Source organism: Massilia atriviolacea, assembly GCF_003953935.1.
Lineage (GTDB): Bacteria > Pseudomonadota > Gammaproteobacteria > Burkholderiales > Burkholderiaceae_D > Telluria_A > Telluria_A atriviolacea.
This window is the reverse complement of sequence record NZ_RXLQ01000004.1, coordinates 395,140-409,426: the sequence shown is the minus strand read 5'-3', so window position 1 is coordinate 409,426 and position 14,287 is coordinate 395,140. Positions and strand designations below refer to the sequence as shown.

15 protein-coding genes are annotated in these 14,287 nt (G+C 67.4%); 6 read left to right on the top strand and 9 right to left on the bottom strand.

All coding sequences use genetic code 11. From position 1 onward, the window contains the following. Nucleotides 1–11: 11 nt before the first annotated feature. Nucleotides 12–719 (bottom strand): LexA family transcriptional regulator, encoded by a 708-nt coding sequence (locus EJB06_RS09845; RefSeq protein ID WP_126073820.1) that lies wholly within the window; start codon nucleotides 717–719, stop codon nucleotides 12–14. 89 nt (nucleotides 720–808) lie between these two features. Here EJB06_RS09845 and EJB06_RS09840 point away from each other — a divergent pair, with 89 nt between their 5' ends. The 4 genes from EJB06_RS09840 (at nucleotide 809) to EJB06_RS09825 (ending at nucleotide 3,707) form a co-directional block, all read left to right on the top strand. Beyond that, nucleotides 809–1,015 carry a helix-turn-helix transcriptional regulator gene (locus EJB06_RS09840; RefSeq protein ID WP_126073819.1) on the top strand — a complete coding sequence of 69 codons (207 nt, stop codon included), beginning with the start codon at nucleotides 809–811 and terminating at the stop codon, nucleotides 1,013–1,015. A 181-nt stretch (nucleotides 1,016–1,196) separates the two neighbouring features. Beyond that, nucleotides 1,197–1,619, top strand: coding sequence for a phage holin family protein (locus EJB06_RS09835; RefSeq protein WP_126073818.1), 423 nt, complete (start codon nucleotides 1,197–1,199; stop codon nucleotides 1,617–1,619). Between the two features lie 103 nt (nucleotides 1,620–1,722). After that, on the top strand, nucleotides 1,723–2,403 hold the full coding sequence (gene trmB / locus EJB06_RS09830; RefSeq protein WP_126073981.1) for a tRNA (guanosine(46)-N7)-methyltransferase TrmB: 681 nt from the start codon (nucleotides 1,723–1,725) through the stop codon (nucleotides 2,401–2,403). 128 nt (nucleotides 2,404–2,531) lie between these two features. Continuing rightward, on the top strand, nucleotides 2,532–3,707 hold the full coding sequence (locus tag EJB06_RS09825; protein ID WP_126073817.1) for a DUF418 domain-containing protein: 1,176 nt from the start codon (nucleotides 2,532–2,534) through the stop codon (nucleotides 3,705–3,707). Here the strand turns inward: EJB06_RS09825 and EJB06_RS09820 are convergent. Next, a complete protein-coding gene (locus EJB06_RS09820; protein ID WP_126073816.1) occupies nucleotides 3,631–4,560 on the bottom strand; it encodes a DMT family transporter in 930 nt (309 codons plus the stop codon). The genes EJB06_RS09825 and EJB06_RS09820 overlap by 77 nt on opposite strands. A gap of 101 nt (nucleotides 4,561–4,661) precedes the next feature. Between EJB06_RS09820 and EJB06_RS09815 the strand changes: the two genes are divergently transcribed. Beyond that, nucleotides 4,662–5,549, top strand: coding sequence for a helix-turn-helix domain-containing protein (locus EJB06_RS09815; RefSeq protein WP_126073815.1), 888 nt, complete (start codon nucleotides 4,662–4,664; stop codon nucleotides 5,547–5,549). A 3-nt stretch (nucleotides 5,550–5,552) separates the two neighbouring features. Here the strand turns inward: EJB06_RS09815 and recQ are convergent, their stop codons facing one another. The 4 genes from recQ to EJB06_RS09795 all read right to left on the bottom strand — a co-directional run bounded on the left by recQ (nucleotide 5,553) and on the right by EJB06_RS09795 (nucleotide 9,908). Further along, nucleotides 5,553–7,376, bottom strand: coding sequence for a DNA helicase RecQ (gene recQ, locus EJB06_RS09810; RefSeq protein WP_126073814.1), 1,824 nt, complete (start codon nucleotides 7,374–7,376; stop codon nucleotides 5,553–5,555). Further along, entirely contained in the window at nucleotides 7,376–8,209 is an 834-nt protein-coding gene (locus EJB06_RS09805; protein ID WP_126073980.1) for an undecaprenyl-diphosphate phosphatase, read from the bottom strand. Before EJB06_RS09805 ends, recQ begins: the two co-directional genes overlap by 1 nt. A 137-nt stretch (nucleotides 8,210–8,346) precedes the next feature. After that, on the bottom strand, nucleotides 8,347–9,093 hold the full coding sequence (locus tag EJB06_RS09800) for a YoaK family protein (RefSeq protein ID WP_126073813.1): 747 nt from the start codon (nucleotides 9,091–9,093) through the stop codon (nucleotides 8,347–8,349). A 68-nt stretch (nucleotides 9,094–9,161) separates the two neighbouring features. Then, nucleotides 9,162–9,908 carry an SDR family oxidoreductase gene (locus EJB06_RS09795; RefSeq protein ID WP_126073812.1) on the bottom strand — a complete coding sequence of 249 codons (747 nt, stop codon included), beginning with the start codon at nucleotides 9,906–9,908 and terminating at the stop codon, nucleotides 9,162–9,164. A 100-nt stretch (nucleotides 9,909–10,008) separates the two neighbouring features. On the opposite strand from EJB06_RS09795, the gene EJB06_RS09790 reads away from it, so the two are divergent. Then, complete coding sequence (locus EJB06_RS09790) at nucleotides 10,009–10,908, top strand: AraC family transcriptional regulator (protein ID WP_126073811.1); 900 nt, start codon at nucleotides 10,009–10,011, stop codon at nucleotides 10,906–10,908. A 3-nt stretch (nucleotides 10,909–10,911) separates the two neighbouring features. Here the strand turns inward: EJB06_RS09790 and EJB06_RS09785 are convergent, their stop codons facing one another. From EJB06_RS09785 to EJB06_RS09775, 3 genes are all read right to left on the bottom strand, one after another. Beyond that, the gene (locus tag EJB06_RS09785; RefSeq protein ID WP_126073810.1) at nucleotides 10,912–11,820 is read right to left on the bottom strand and encodes a carbohydrate kinase family protein; all 909 of its coding nucleotides are present in this window, start codon (nucleotides 11,818–11,820) and stop codon (nucleotides 10,912–10,914) included. A gap of 1 nt (nucleotide 11,821) precedes the next feature. Continuing rightward, complete coding sequence (locus EJB06_RS09780) at nucleotides 11,822–13,030, bottom strand: AGE family epimerase/isomerase (protein ID WP_126073809.1); 1,209 nt, start codon at nucleotides 13,028–13,030, stop codon at nucleotides 11,822–11,824. A gap of 105 nt (nucleotides 13,031–13,135) precedes the next feature. Next, entirely contained in the window at nucleotides 13,136–14,155 is a 1,020-nt protein-coding gene (locus EJB06_RS09775) for a LacI family DNA-binding transcriptional regulator (protein WP_126073808.1), read from the bottom strand. Between the last annotated feature and the right edge of the window lie 132 nt (nucleotides 14,156–14,287).

Genomic DNA, 14,287 nt, shown 5'->3' with positions numbered 1-14,287 from the left:
CTTTCACAACATCAGATCCGCTCACTCTCCTTGCGCACCACCCGTCCCACGATGATGCAGTCGCTGCCCCGGCAGACCTTGCGGTGATACTTGCGCTTGTCGGAATTGTCGGACTCCAGCCACCACTCTCCCGCATCGCGCGAGAGCCGCTTGACCACCGCCTCGCCTTCGTAATTGACGGCGAACACCACCCCGTCCGCCGGCCGGTTGTCGGCCGTGTTGATCACGATGATATCGCCCTCGTACAAGGTCGGCTCCATGCTCTGGCCCTTCACGCGCGTGGCCACCAGCCGCTCCGGGATGAACTTGTGGCGCCCCACCCAGGCCGGGTCGAGCGGCAGGGTGGCCCCGGAATCGTGCCCCGCATCGGTCTGGAAACCGCTGATGCCCGCCGACAGCTGCAAGGTCACCATCTTGATCTGCACGAAACGCGGGTCGCCGTCTTCGGCCACGACCACCGGCGCCATCTCCCCGGGCAAGCCGTCCGCGCCGGCCCCACGGCGCGCCATCGGCCCCGTGCCTTCGTGCAGCCACTCGAACGCCACCTTGCAGGCCGACGCCAGGGCCGCCAGCGTGGCCGCCTCCGGCCCGCGCGTGCCAGTGCGATTGAGGATGCGGTTGATGGTCGGCTGCGGTACGCCGGAGGCGCGCGCCAAGGCGCTCTGCGACTGGAAACCGGCTTCTTCCATCGCGTGTGTGAGGCGGTCTGAGATAGTCATGCTGCCAATTATACACGTGCGAATAGATTTTTTCAGCTTTGTAGCGTGCTCTTGTTGAAAGTCTATCCGAGCGCGTATAGACTGTGTACATGGATAAAGAAATCTCCACCCTGTTACGGGAAATCAAGGAAGCAACGGGGTGGACGGAGATGCGGATCGCGCGGGCGCTGGGTAGCACCCAGCCGACCGTCAGCCGCATTCTGAATGGCCAGGCGGATTGCAAAATCGCCACCTTTCACGCCATCTGCGCACTGCACGCACTGAAATGCCCGCTTGCTCCGAAAGCGGACCGTTGAGTTGACCTGAGGCACCTATGAACAGCACCAACATTGCCGGCGGCGTTGCCGCCGCAGCGGGACCGTCACGTCCGCAGCCCGCCCGGTCCGCCGGGCGCGCACCGAACACCCATGTACTGGAACGCCGGAGCCCGGAAGGCGCTGACGCTCCTGATTCCCACCTGCGCTTCAAGGAGGTCCCATGCGCGCCTTACTCAACCTGAAACAAGGGCTTGCCCCCACCTGGCTGCTCGCCTCATGGGACGCCAGCGCATCGGCCGCCACCAGCTTCGCCAGCGACCTGTCGAGCATCCCGCTCGATGGCGTGGCGGTCGCCGTCACCCTGTCCCTGGTCGGCGGCGCCGCCGGCACCTTGCAAAAGATCGCCAGCCCGAACGTGACGATCAAGTCGCTGCCGCTCGAAATCGCCAAGGATATCCTGGTCTCCCTGGTGGCCGGCCTGGTCACGTACTCGCTGTGCGCGTGGCAGGAGATCCCGCTCCTGCTGCAACCGGGCTGCATCACGATTGCGGCGTACGGCGGCTCGCGCGTGCTGGAACGCTATCTCTCGGCCGGCATCTCGCGCATGGAGCACCTGAACGGCCAATCCGACAAACCCATGTAAGGCCTCACGCCCGCCGCCTGTAGCGCAGGCCGGTACGATATAATGTCGTCCGGCCTTTTTTTCTTCCCCCATCCCCATGTCCGCAGATACCCCGAACCGCCCGATGTTGTACGACCCGACCGAACATCGCATCCGCAGCTTCGTCACGCGCGCCGGGCGCCTGTCGATCGCCCAGGCGCGCGCGCTGGAAGAACTGGGACCGAAGTTCCTGCTCGCGTATGCCAAGGCGCCGCTCGACTTCGAACAGGCCTTCGGCCGCAAGGCCCCGGTGATCCTCGAAATCGGCTTCGGCATGGGCGACACCACCTCGCACATCGCCAAGGGCATGCCGGAGAAGGACTTCATCGGCGTCGAAGTGCACACGCCCGGCGTCGGCAGCCTGCTCAAGCAGATCGGCGAACAGGGCCTGAGCAACCTGCGCCTGATCCAGCACGACGCGGTCGAAGTGCTGAACCAGATGATCCCGCCCGGCTCGCTGGCCGGCGTGCACGTGTTCTTCCCGGACCCGTGGCACAAGGCGCGCCACAACAAGCGCCGCCTGCTGCAGCCGCCGTTCGTCAAGCTGCTGGCCGAGCGCCTGGCGCCGGGCGGCTACCTGCATTGCGCTACCGACTGGGAAGACTATGCGGTCCAGATGCTCGAGGTGCTGGGCGCCGAGCCGCTGCTGCAAAACACGGCCGAGGGCTACGCGCCGCAGCCGGCCTACCGTCCGCTGACCAAGTTCGAAAACCGCGGCATCAAGCTCGGCCACGGCGTGTGGGACCTGGTGTTTACCAGAAAATAAGCGGCTCGCCAGACGGCACCCGGCGGTGCGGCGACCCGGCTGCATCGCCGATTATTTTTCTCCATGGTGGTAGCGTTTCCAAATAGAATACGATTTCTTGGTACGCTTCTTCACGAGGAGTCAACCCGATGGGTTCACATGCACCCCGCCTGGACGTGGTCGACACATTGCGCGGCTTCGCCGTCGTCTCGATCATGCTGCTCCATAACATCGAGCATTTCGACCTGTACTACGTCGTGCCCGGCGCGCCGGCCTGGCTGGCCGCCCTCGACAAGATCGTGTGGGAAGTGGCCTTCTTCCTTTTCGGCGGCAAGTCGTACGCCATCTTCGCGCTGCTGTTCGGCCTGACCTTCCACCTGCAGTCGCAGGCGCGCCAGGAGCGCGGCGAGGATTTTCGGGTGCGCTACGGCTGGCGCCTGCTGGTGCTGTTCGGCTTCGGCATGCTCAATTCGATGTTCTTCCATGGCGACATCCTCACCATCTACGCGGTCCTCGGCCTGTGCCTGCTGCCGGCGGCGCGCCTGCGCGACGGCGCCTTGCTGGCGCTGGCCGCCGTCCTCATGCTCCAGCCCTACGAATGGCTGGTGCTGGCCGGCGCCCTGCGCCATCCGGATGCGCTCATCGGCGATCCGGTCTCGTGGCAGTACTTCGGCCGCATCAACGATTACCTGGCGGGCGACTCGGTCCTGCGCGCCTGGGCCGGCAACCTCACCAACGGCAAGCTGGCGGTGATCCACTGGAGCTGGGAAAACGGCCGCGTCTTCCAGATCGTGGCGCTGTTCATGCTCGGCATGCTGGCCGGGCGGCGCGGCCTGTTCGCGGCAAGCGCGAACGCCATGCGCTTCTGGCGCCGCACGCTGCTTGCCGCCAGCGCGCTGTTCCTGCCGCTGTACACCATCCGTACCCTGCTGCCCGACTGGGTCGCAAGCGCCGCCGTGCGCCGCCCGCTGGGCACCATCGTCGCCTCCTGGTCGAATGTGGCGTTGATGCTGGTGCTGGTGGCCTGCTTCGTCCTGCTGTACCAGGGCGGGGCGCTCACGCGCGCGCTGCGCGTGCTCGCTCCCCTGGGAAGAATGAGCCTGACCGCCTACTTCACGCAGTCGGTCGTCGGCTCGTTTATCTACTACGGCTTCGGCCTGGGCCTGTACAAGGTCACCGGCGCCAGCGTGTGCCTCTTGATCGGCGTGGTGCTGGCGGCGCTGCAGTGCGCCTTCTGCGCCTGGTGGCTCAGGCGCCACGCCCAGGGGCCGCTGGAACGCTTGTGGCACCGGGCGACCTGGATCGGCGCGCGCCGGGCTGCATGAAGGCCAGCAGGTTCCCGCCCAACACCAGCAGCAGGCCGCCGACCGCCATGGCGCTCCACTGGTAGCCTTCGAGGACGGTCGACACGCTCAGCGCCACCACCGGGAACAGCACCGTCGAATAGGCGGCGCGGTCCGGGCCGATGCGCCCGACCAGCAGCAGGTAGGCGGTAAACCCCACCACCGAGCCGGGAATGGCCAGGTACAGCAGCGAGGCCGCGTAGCGCACGCCGGGTTCGATCGTGAAGGGCATGTTCAGGAGCCAGGCGCCGCAACCGAGGATGGTGGCGCCGATCAGCATGGCCCAGGTATTGGTCAGCCAGGGCGTCAGGCCGAGCGACTGCATGCGCGACGACAGCAGGTTCCCGGTCGAGAAGCACAAGGTGCCCAGCAGCGCCAGGGCCAGGCCGAGCAGCATGCCGCTGTCGTTCCAGTGGCTGCGCATCTGCGGCAGGAACAGCAGGGCGATCCCGCCCAGTCCGAGCAGCGCGCCGCCGAGGACCTGGGGCCGGATCGGGCGTCCCATGAAAAGGCGGCCGTTGATGGCGTTCCAGATCGGCGCGGTCGAAAACACCACCGCCACCAGCCCGCTCGGGACCCACTGGCTGGCATAGTAAAAACACAGGAAATTACAGCAGAACAGGGCCAGTCCCTGCGCCAGCAGGTAGCGCCAGGCGCTGCGCGGCGGCCAGAGCGGCTTGCGCGTGGCGATCAAAAACAGCATCAGCACCGCGCTGGCGATCCAGAAGCGGTAGGCGATCGATACCGGCGCCGGCACCACGCCGAGTTGAAAGGTGATGGCGATCCAGGTGGTACCCCAGATCAGGACGGTGAGGAAGTAGAGGAAGATATTCATGGCGCCATCTTGCCCCGGCCGGGCCGGCGCCATTTGTCTGATCTTGCGCACTTTGCAGGGGCGGGCGTCGATTGCGCGCCCGCCATGCTAGACTTTTCAGCATGGATTCACGCCCTTTGCCCATCTCGCACGCCGTCTTCAACACCATGTACGGCACCGACGCCACGCTCGAACGTTTCGCGTGGCTGGGCGACGGCATGGCCGCGGCGATCTGGCGCCGCGACACGCGCGAAGCCGTCACCAGCTACGTGCAGCCGGGCCACCATACCCTGTCGTGCTACCTGGGCGGCGGCTACCGCACCGAGCGCGCCGGCGTGCCGGGCCGCTACGGCGCGCCGCAGCGCCTGTGCTCCATGCCCGACTGGCACGAATCTGAATGGGTGGTGCGCGACCATCTGCGCCTGCTGCACGTATATTTCATGCCCGAGCATTTCACCCGGCGCGCGGTGCTGGAGCTGGACCGCGAACCGCGCGAACTGACCCTGGCCGACCGCACCTACTTCGAGAATCCGCGCATCGTGCAGCTGTGCGAGGCCCTGGTCGGGCAGTCGTGGGAAGACCCCGGCCAGCTGCTGCGCGCCAACGAGACCACCCACGACGCCCTGAGCGAACTGCTTCGTTCGCAGGCCATCGTGCGGCGCGACCCGCGCCTGCGCGGCGGCCTGGCGCCGCTGGTCCGGCGCCGCCTGGCCGACTACATCGAGCAGCGCCTGGCGCAGCCGATCACCCTGGGCGAGCTGGCGCAGCTGGCGTGCATGTCGGAGTTTCACCTGGCGCGCATGTTCCGCGTCTCGTTCGGGATGCCGCCCTCGGGCTGGGTGGCGCAGCGCCGCATCGAGCGCGCGCGCGTCCTGCTCAAGGCCGGCAAGCTGCCCTTGCAGCAGATTGCCGCCGCCTGCGGCTACGCCGACCTGAGTCACTTCAGCCACCGCTTCAGCAAGGCGCTCGGCGCGCCGCCGGGACGCTACCGCCAGGCGGTGACGGAATAGGCTTTAGCTCATTTCCATGATGATGGCGACGATCTCGTCGCCGTAGGAGACCAGCTTCTTCTCGCCCACGCCGGTCACGCCGCGCAGTTCCTGCAGCGAGCCTGGCTTGGCCTTGGCGATTTCGCGCAGGGTGGCGTCGACAAAGATCACGTAGGCCGGCACGTTGTGCGCGCGCGCGGTCTCGACGCGCCACCAGCGCAGCTTCTCGAAGATCGCCTGTTCGGATTTGGACAGCTCCATCTCCACATGCGTCTTGGACGACACGCCCGGCGCGCGCTTCTGCTTGACCGGCTTCTGATACTGGCGCAGCTGCACCTTCTGCCCGCCCTTGAGCACCGGGCGCGCGGCGTCGGTCAGCTTGAGGGAGCTGTAGACTTCATGGTCGACCGTGATCAGGCCGAGCGCGATGGCCTGGCGCAGGATCGCGCGCCACTCGGCCTCGGTGCGCTCGCTGCCGATGCCGTACACCGACAGCGAATCGTGGTGCCACTGCTTGATGCGGTCGGTCTCGACCCCGCGCAGCACGTCGATCACGTGGCCGGCCGCGAAGCGCTGGTCGACCCGGTAAATCGCCGACAGCAGTTTTTGCACCGGCACCGTGCCGTCGAAGGAGACCGGCGGAATCAGGCAGGTATCGCAATTGCCGCACGGGGTGGACTGTTCGCCGAAGTATTCGAGCAGGCGCACGCGCCGGCAGCTGAGCGTCTCGCACAGTCCCAGCATGGCGTCGAGCTTCATCGACAGCACGCGCTTGAAGGTCTCGTCGGCTTCCGACTCGTCGATCATGCGCCGCTGCAGCACCACGTCCTGCAGGCCGTAGGCCATCCAGGCGCTGGCCGGCAGGCCGTCGCGGCCCGCGCGTCCGGTCTCCTGGTAATAGCCCTCGATACTTTTCGGCAGGTCCAGGTGGCACACAAAGCGCACGTCGGGCTTGTCGATCCCCATGCCGAAGGCGATGGTGGCGACCATGACGATGCTTTCCTCGCGCAGGAAGCGGGCCTGGTTGGCGCTGCGCTTGGGGTAGTCCATGCCGGCGTGGTAGGGCAGGGCGCGGATGCCGTTCTCGTTGAGGAAGTCGGCGGTTTCTTCGACTTTTTTGCGCGACAGGCAGTACACGATGCCGGCGTCGCTGCCATGCTCGGTGCTGATGAAGTCGAGCAGCTGCTTGCGCCCGTTGCCTTTTTCGACGATCTGGTAGCGGATGTTGGGGCGGTCGAACGAGGACACGAACTGGCGCGCGTCGCCCAGCTGCAAGCGCAGCGCGATTTCGGCGCGCGTCTGCTGGTCGGCGGTGGCGGTGAGCGCAATGCGCGGCACGTCCGGAAACTGCTCGTGCAGGATCGACAGCTTGATGTACTCGGGGCGGAAGTCATGTCCCCACTGCGACACGCAATGCGCCTCGTCGATCGCGAACAGGGCGATCCTGGAGGCCTGGAACAGGTCCAGGCAGCGCTGCGTCATCAGGCGCTCGGGCGCCACGTAGACCAGGTCGATCTCGCCGGTGCGCACCAGCCGTTCGATGCGCATCGACTCCTCGAAGGTCTGGGTCGAATTGAGGAAGGCGGCGCGCACGCCGACTTCGGCCAGGGCGTCGACCTGGTCCTGCATCAGCGCGATCAGGGGCGAGACCACCACGCCGACGCCGTCGCGCAGCAGCGCCGGAATCTGGTAGCACAGCGACTTGCCGCCGCCGGTCGGCATGAGCACCAGCGCGTCGCCGCCGCTGGCGACGTGTTCGACGATCTCCTTCTGCTGCCCGCGAAAGGCCGGGTAGCCGAAGACCGTCTGCAGCTGGTCGAGTGCGCGTGCCGAGAGATCTGCGTCCATTATTCCGCCCAAACGACCCATCCGTAGTGCGAGCTGGCCAGCACCACGATGCCGAACACGATCCGGTACCAGGCGAACACCGTGAAGTCATGGGTGCTGATGTAGCGCAGCAGCCAGCGCACGCACAGGAAGGCCGAGATGAAGGCCGCGATCGAGCCGATCGAGAACAGCGGCAGGTCGGCCATCGACAGCACGTCGCGTTCCTTGATCAGGGAATACACGGTGGCCAGCAGCAGGGTCGGGATCGCGAGGAAGAACGAGAATTCGGTGGCGGCCTTGCGCGGCAGGCCGAACATCATCGCGCCGATGATGGTCGCGCCCGAGCGGCTGGTGCCGGGAATGAGCGCCACCGCCTGCGCGCAGCCGACCTTGAAGGCGTCGAGCAGGGTCATGTCGTCCACCGTTTCGACCCGCACCACCGGCGGATGGAGCCTGTTGCGGCGCTCCACCCACAGGATGATGAAGCCGCCGATGATGAAGGCCATCGCCACCGGCACCGGCTTGAACAGGGCCGACTTGATCATCTTGCCCAGCACCAGACCGAGCAGCGCGAGCGGCAGGAAGGCGACGATCAGGTTGATCATGAACTTCTGCGCCTTCGGGTCGGAGGTCAGCCCGCTCATCACCGAGGCGATGCGCGCGCGGTATTCCCAGCACACCGCCATGATGGCGCCGGCCTGGATCACGATCTCGAACACTTTCGCTTTCTCGTCGGTGAAGTCGAGCAGGCTGCCTGCAAGGATCAGGTGGCCGGTCGAGGAAATCGGCAGGAATTCGGTGAATCCTTCCACCAGGCCCATGATGATGGCTTTAAGCGCGAGTGCGAGAGTTATGTCCATGAAGCAGTTTGTGTTGTTATCAGAAAAGTCGGACCGGATGACGGCACGGTGCGGGGTCGAAGCTTACCACGAGCACGCCTCCGTCTTATGATCGGGCCGCATGCGCGCGGCGTTTTTCTGGCGATGGCGCGCTAAGGCTTGCGTGTTGCAAGATTTTTAATGTCGTCCAGCAGCGGCAGCACAGCCAAGCTCATCAGTGCAAGCGCCAGCGGGACCGTCGCCACGTAACCGAGCCGGCTGAAACCGAAGGCGCCGGCGATGCCGCCGAGAAAGAAGCAGCAGGCCAGCGTGCCCAGCACGGCCAGGCGTTTGCGGTTGCCGGCGACCGGTTCCAGCGCGGCGCGGTTCCAGTACATCATCTTGCCCAGTTCGATGCCGATGTCGGTGACGATGCCGGTGATGTGCGTGGTGCGGATCTCGGCGCGCGAGAGTTTGGTGATCAGGGCGTTCTGCAAGCCCATGATAAAACTGAGCAGCATCACCGTCACCGAGGCGAACAGGCCGTCGATTCCGGCCAGGCGTGCGCCGAGCAGGCCGAAGCACAGCAGCAGGAGCGCTTCGAGCATCAAGGGCAGCGCATATTCGCCATGCAGGGCGCGGCGGCGGCCGTAGTTGACCATGATCGCGGTGCAGGCCGCGCCGGCCATGAAGGCGAGCAGCGCGCCCAGGCCGGTCCAGACCAGCGCGTGCGCGCCCAGCACCAGGTCGTCGGCCATGGCCGAGACCACGCCGGTCATGTGCGAGGTGTAGCGCTTCACCGCCAGGAAGCCGCCGGCGTTGATGGCGCCGGCCACGAACGCCAGCATGTAGCCCAGGTGCGCATTGGCGTGGCTGGAGCGGCTTGGCGCGGTAAGCCTTCTGGCGTAGTTGACGGGCATGGGCGGCGCTTTCTCGGGGACCGGTCAGGCATTGTAGCGCGGCGCGCACCGGCGCCCGCCGCGCCGGGCTAGCGCTGCGATCCGGCCAGGGCGAGCGCGTCGGCGCCGGCGGCGATGCGCATCGGCGCCGCCGGGTCGGTCGCCGCGCGCCACACGGCGTCGGCCACGTCCTGCGCCAGCGTGACCGCCGCCGATGCGCTCCGTCCCGCAAAGACGCGCTGCGCCAGGTCGGCATAGGCGTCGGGGATGGCGCCTTCCATGCGCGCGCGGGCATTCTCGCCGAAGCGGGTTTGCGGCGCGCGTCCCGGCAGCACCAGCCGCGCATGGATGCCGAATGGCGCCAGTTCCAGCGCCAGCGACTCGGTAAAGGCGTTCACCGCCGCCTTGCTGGCCGTGTACACCGACAGCAGCGGCAGCGGCTCGCAGGTCACGCTCGAGCTGACGTTGACGATCGCGCCGGACCTGCGCTGCCTGAACCGGGGCAGCACCGCCTGCGTCATCGCGATCGTGCCGAGGGTGTTGGTCTCGAACACCTCGCGCGCGCTGGTCATGGTCGTGCCTTCCAGGGCGCCCAGCATGCCGATGCCGGCGTTATTGACCAGGACGTCGATCGGCCCGGCGGCGCCGATGGCGCTGGCGATGCTGTCGGCACTGGTGACGTCGAGCGCGACGATGCGCAGGCGCGGCGACGGCGGCAGCACATCGGCGCGCGGCGTGCGCATGGCGGCGATGACGTTCCAGTCGCGTTCCAGGAAGTGGCGGGCGGTTTCCAGGCCGAAGCCGGACGAGCAGCCGGTAATGAGGACGGTGTTCATGATGACTCCTGTAGGTGGTTGGCAGTGCATCCACTGTAGAGGGATGGGGCCGGACTTGCTACAATCGCCAGTCCAGTTTTCATGTGCAGGAGTCCGGTTCATGGTCGATCCACTCGCCGAGGTTGTCACCTTGCTGCAGCCGCGCGCACCGTTTTCCAAGGTGGTCGGCGGCGCCGGCGCCTGGCGGCTGCGGCGCGCCGGTGCGGGCCAGCCGTTTTATTGCGTGCTGCTCGACGGCGCCTGCCGCCTGCAGGTCGATGGCTGCGCGCCGGTCGCGCTGGCGCAGGGCGACTTCGTGCTGATCCCTTCGGTGTCCGGATTTACGATGTCGAGCGGGACGCCGCCGCCGGCGCGCGATGCCGACACCACGCCGGTCGCGCTGCTCGATGGCCAGGTCCGGCTCGGCGCGCAGGATGCGCCGGCCGATGTCCTGCTTTTGGTGGGGCACTGCGTGTTCGGCTCGCCCGATGCGGCCCTGCTGGTGTCGCTGCTGCCGCAGCTGGTGCATGTGCGCGGCGAGGCGCGCCTGGCCACCCTCGTGCGGCTGGTCGCCGACGAATCGCGCGCGCAGCGGCCCGCGCGCGACCCGGTCCTGGCGCGCCTGCTGGAGGTGCTGCTGATCGAAGCGCTGCGCTGCTCGGCCGGCACCGCGGCCCCGCCGGGCCTGTTGCGCGGCCTGGCCGACGAGCGCCTGGCGCTGGCGCTGCGCCGCATCCACGAAAATATCACCCGCCCCTGGACCGTGGCGCAGCTGGCGAAGGAAGCGGCCCTGTCGCGCTCCGCCTTCTTCGAGCGCTTCAGCCGCGCGGTCGGCATGCCGCCGATGGCCTACCTGCTGGCCTGGCGCATGGCGCTGGCCAGCGATCTGCTGCGGCGCCGGGAAGGCGGGGTGGCCGAGGTGGCCGCACGGGTCGGCTACGCCTCGGCCAGCGCGTTCAGCGTCGCCTTTACCCGCCACGTCGGCCTGCCGCCCGCGCGCTTTGCACGCGCGCAGCCCTGAGCCTTACATCAGCGCCGCAATTGCCTCCAGCGAGGGCGGCGCCGCGCCGGCCGACTGGCAGGCCGCCGCGCCCGCGGCCACCGCAAAGCGCAGGTGATCGGCCGGCACGCGCTGCGGCTGGTGCAACAGGCTCCAGGCCAGCGCCGCGATGCTGGCGTCGCCCGCGCCGACGCTGTCGACGAGCGCGATGCGCGGCGCGGCCGCATGCCAGCTGTCCGCGCCGATGTGCAGCGACGCGCCCTGCGCGCCGCGCGTGTACAGGTAGCTCGCGCCCGGGTTATAGCTGCGCAGGGTGGCGAAGGCACTCTCAAGCTCGCTGGTGCGGAACAGCCCGGCCAGGTCTTCGTCCGACACCTTGATCACATCGGCCAGCGCCGTCATGCGCTGCAGCGTGGCGTCGTAGCGCTGGTCCATCAGCGCGCGGAAGTTCGGGTCGTAGCTGATTCTCACGCCATCGGCCTTGAGCGAGGCCGCCAGCGCCACCAGCTTGCCCGCCAGCGGCTCGCGCGCCAGGCTGATGCCGCCGAAGTGCACCCACTTGCAGTGCGCGCGCCAGCCGTCCGGCAGGCGCGCGGCGTCGAAGTGCAGGTCGGCGCTGTCGTCGCCGACGAAAAAATAGCTGGGCGGGTCGGTCCGGTAGACGATCGCCAGCAGCGGCGAACGCGCCTCGCGCTGCACGAAGCGCACATCCAGGCCGGCGGCCACGCTGGCGTCCCACAGCTGGTCGCCGAACACGTCGCGGCTGACCGCGCCGGCAAACGCGCTCGGCACGCCCAGGCGCGCCATGACGCGCGCCACGTTCCAGGTCGAGCCGCCCACCTGGCTGCGCCAGTGCTGCTGGCCCGCTTCGGCGATCATGTCGGTCAGCGCCTCGCCGGCCGCAACGAAGATCGGGAATGTCGCTCCGTTCATGTCAGTCCTTGAGTACGTTGAGCACTTCGTAGCAGGCGCCCATGGTGTGGTAATCGACCTTGCCGGCCGGGCTTTTTTCGTCGGTCAGCTTGCCGTTGGACGGGCTGAGGATGCGGTACCACGCGCCATGCCGGTGGTCGACGAAATGGGTCCAGCTGTATTCCCAGATGCGCTGGTACCAGTCCCAGTACGCCGCCTCGCCCGTGCGCGCGCCCAGCAGGGCGGCGGCGGCCAGGCTTTCGGCCTGCACCCAGAAGTACTTGTGGCCGTCGCAGATGCTGCCGTCCGGCGCGAAGCCGTAGAAGATGCCGCCGTGCTGCGCGTCCCAGGCCTTGTCCATCGCCTGCAGGAACAGCGCGCAGGCGCGCGGCAGCAGCCAGGCGCCGTCGCCCGCCAGATGCGCCTGGTGGCGTTCCAGGATCAGCAGCAGCTTGCTCCACTCGGTCAGGTGGCCGGGCTGGAATCCCCATGGGCGGAAGATATTGCTGCTGTCGTGGCGGTTGTAGTCATGGTCGACCGACCAGTCCTGGTGGTAGTGTTCCCACACGCTGTTGTCGCACAGCGCGGCCTGGCGCACGGTGATGTTGCGGGCCAGCGTTTCGGCGCGCTGAAGGTAGGCCTTGTCGCCGGTCGCTTCGAAGGCGCTGATCAGCGCTTCGCAGGCGTGCATGTTGGCGTTCTGGCCGCGATACGGTGCCAGCTGCGACCAGTCGGCGCTCGCTTCGTCGGCGTACAGGCCGTGCTGGGGCTCCCAGAAATGGCGCTCCATCAGGGCGAAGGTCTCCGCGATATACAGGCGCGCTTTTTCCACGCCGGCCATCAGCGCGTGCGAATACGCCAGCAGGACGAAGGCCAGGCCGTAGCAGTGGTTGGTGGCGTCCGTGACCTCGGCCTTGCCGTCGGCCCAGCGCAGCTGCCAGCAATAGCCGCCGGTGGCCGGGTTGCGGTGCGCCACACGCAGAAAGTCCATGCCGTGCAGGAGGCGCTGGCGGTCGGCCGGATCGCCGAACTGGCGCAACGCCATCGCGTAATTGAAGATGAAGCGCGTGCTGCTCACCAGGTGGCGCGTCTGCGCGTCGTAGACGGTGCCGTCGTCCTTGTAGAAGTGATGGAAGCCGCCGCTCGGATCGACGCAGCGCGGATCGTAGAAGCGTTTGGTGTGGCGAATGTGATCGAGCAGGGTGTCGCGTGAACGGAAATCGGGGGCCATCGTCAGGTCTCGTTGTCAAAAAAAAGGGGTGTTCGTCAGCGTGCGGACGCGGGCCGGCAGGCCGCGTTGCGAAATGGTTTAACCGGTCGGTGAGGGAAGCTCGTTCTATCTGTGCGGCCCGAAGTCGTCGCACACGGTGCTGGCGCGCACGATCAGTTCCACCGGCGCGACCTGCTCCACGGGCGCCTCCTGCTGGTCGCGCAGCAGCAGTTCCACGCCCATCGCGCCGAGCTGCTTCTTGTCGATGCGCAGGGTGGTCAGGGGGCGGTGTCCGAGCACCGCGCTGGAGATGTCGTCGAAGCCGACGATCGACACGTCGTGCGGCACCGTCAGGCCGGCCGCCAGGCAGCAGCGCATCGCCACCAGGGCGGCGCTGTCGTTGTAGCAGAACACCGCGTCCGGCGGGTTGGACAGGGCCAGCAGGGACTGCATCGCTTCGCAGGCGCCGGTTTCGAGGTCGACGCCGTCCGGCAGGCTCGCTTCCAGGCGCGGATCGGCCAGCATGCCCGCCTCGAACAGGGCCTGGCGGTAGCCCTTGTTCCGTTCGCGCACGCTGTAGTGGCCGAGCGAGCCCGAAATCATGCCGATGCGGGTGCGCCCCAGGCCGATCAGGTGCCTGGTGGCCAGGTAGCCGCCCATGAAGTTATCCGGATTGACCGAGCTGTAACCGCGCAGCTTCATGTCGATCAGGACCAGCGGCTTGCCGCTCGCGCGCAGGGCGCCCAGCAATTCGGGTTCGAAGAAGCCGGCGCACACCACCGCGTCCGGCGCGTGCATGCGCAACTGCTCGGTCACGCCGTCGGCCGGACCGACCGCCATGAACGAGAGCACGATGCCCTGCTTGCGGCAGGCTTCCTCGGCGCCGTGCAGCACCGGCGAATAAAACGGGCTGCTGGCCGCCGTGTTGTGCTGGCGGTGCAGCAGGAACGTCAGGCGCCGCATGCGCTTGCGCCGCAGGTTGGCAAAATCGTAGCCCAGTGTATGGGCGGCCGAGAGCACCATCTGGCGCGTGCTCTCGGTCAGGCCCGGCTCGTTCTTGAGCGCGCGCGAAATGGTCCCCGCCGAGACGCCGGCAAACTTGGCGATGTCGCGGATGGTGACGTTCGATGGGCTGGCGGCGCTCATCGGAACGGAACGCTCGCGTTCCGCAGCGCTGTTTGCAAAAACGGGGTCGGATGGGTCACAAGCTTCTCCAGGGGCAGATGCCTTTTTATGCTGAGAGTCTTGCATATCGATGATCCCATGGTCAAACGATTG

Coding starts and splice junctions, on each gene's coding strand:
- EJB06_RS09815 (WP_126073815.1), top strand. CDS start 4,662: ATGGATTCACGCCCTTTGCCCATCTCGCACGCCGTCTTCAACACCATG.
- EJB06_RS09800 (WP_126073813.1), bottom strand. CDS start 9,093: ATGCCCGTCAACTACGCCAGAAGGCTTACCGCGCCAAGCCGCTCCAGC.
- EJB06_RS09780 (WP_126073809.1), bottom strand. CDS start 13,030: ATGGCCCCCGATTTCCGTTCACGCGACACCCTGCTCGATCACATTCGC.
- EJB06_RS09785 (WP_126073810.1), bottom strand. CDS start 11,820: ATGAACGGAGCGACATTCCCGATCTTCGTTGCGGCCGGCGAGGCGCTG.
- EJB06_RS09840 (WP_126073819.1), top strand. CDS start 809: ATGGATAAAGAAATCTCCACCCTGTTACGGGAAATCAAGGAAGCAACG.
- EJB06_RS09795 (WP_126073812.1), bottom strand. CDS start 9,908: ATGAACACCGTCCTCATTACCGGCTGCTCGTCCGGCTTCGGCCTGGAA.
- EJB06_RS09835 (WP_126073818.1), top strand. CDS start 1,197: ATGCGCGCCTTACTCAACCTGAAACAAGGGCTTGCCCCCACCTGGCTG.
- EJB06_RS09820 (WP_126073816.1), bottom strand. CDS start 4,560: ATGAATATCTTCCTCTACTTCCTCACCGTCCTGATCTGGGGTACCACC.
- recQ (WP_126073814.1), bottom strand. CDS start 7,376: ATGGACGCAGATCTCTCGGCACGCGCACTCGACCAGCTGCAGACGGTC.
- EJB06_RS09845 (WP_126073820.1), bottom strand. CDS start 719: ATGACTATCTCAGACCGCCTCACACACGCGATGGAAGAAGCCGGTTTC.
- EJB06_RS09825 (WP_126073817.1), top strand. CDS start 2,532: ATGGGTTCACATGCACCCCGCCTGGACGTGGTCGACACATTGCGCGGC.
- EJB06_RS09775 (WP_126073808.1), bottom strand. CDS start 14,155: ATGAGCGCCGCCAGCCCATCGAACGTCACCATCCGCGACATCGCCAAG.
- EJB06_RS09790 (WP_126073811.1), top strand. CDS start 10,009: ATGGTCGATCCACTCGCCGAGGTTGTCACCTTGCTGCAGCCGCGCGCA.
- trmB (WP_126073981.1), top strand. CDS start 1,723: ATGTTGTACGACCCGACCGAACATCGCATCCGCAGCTTCGTCACGCGC.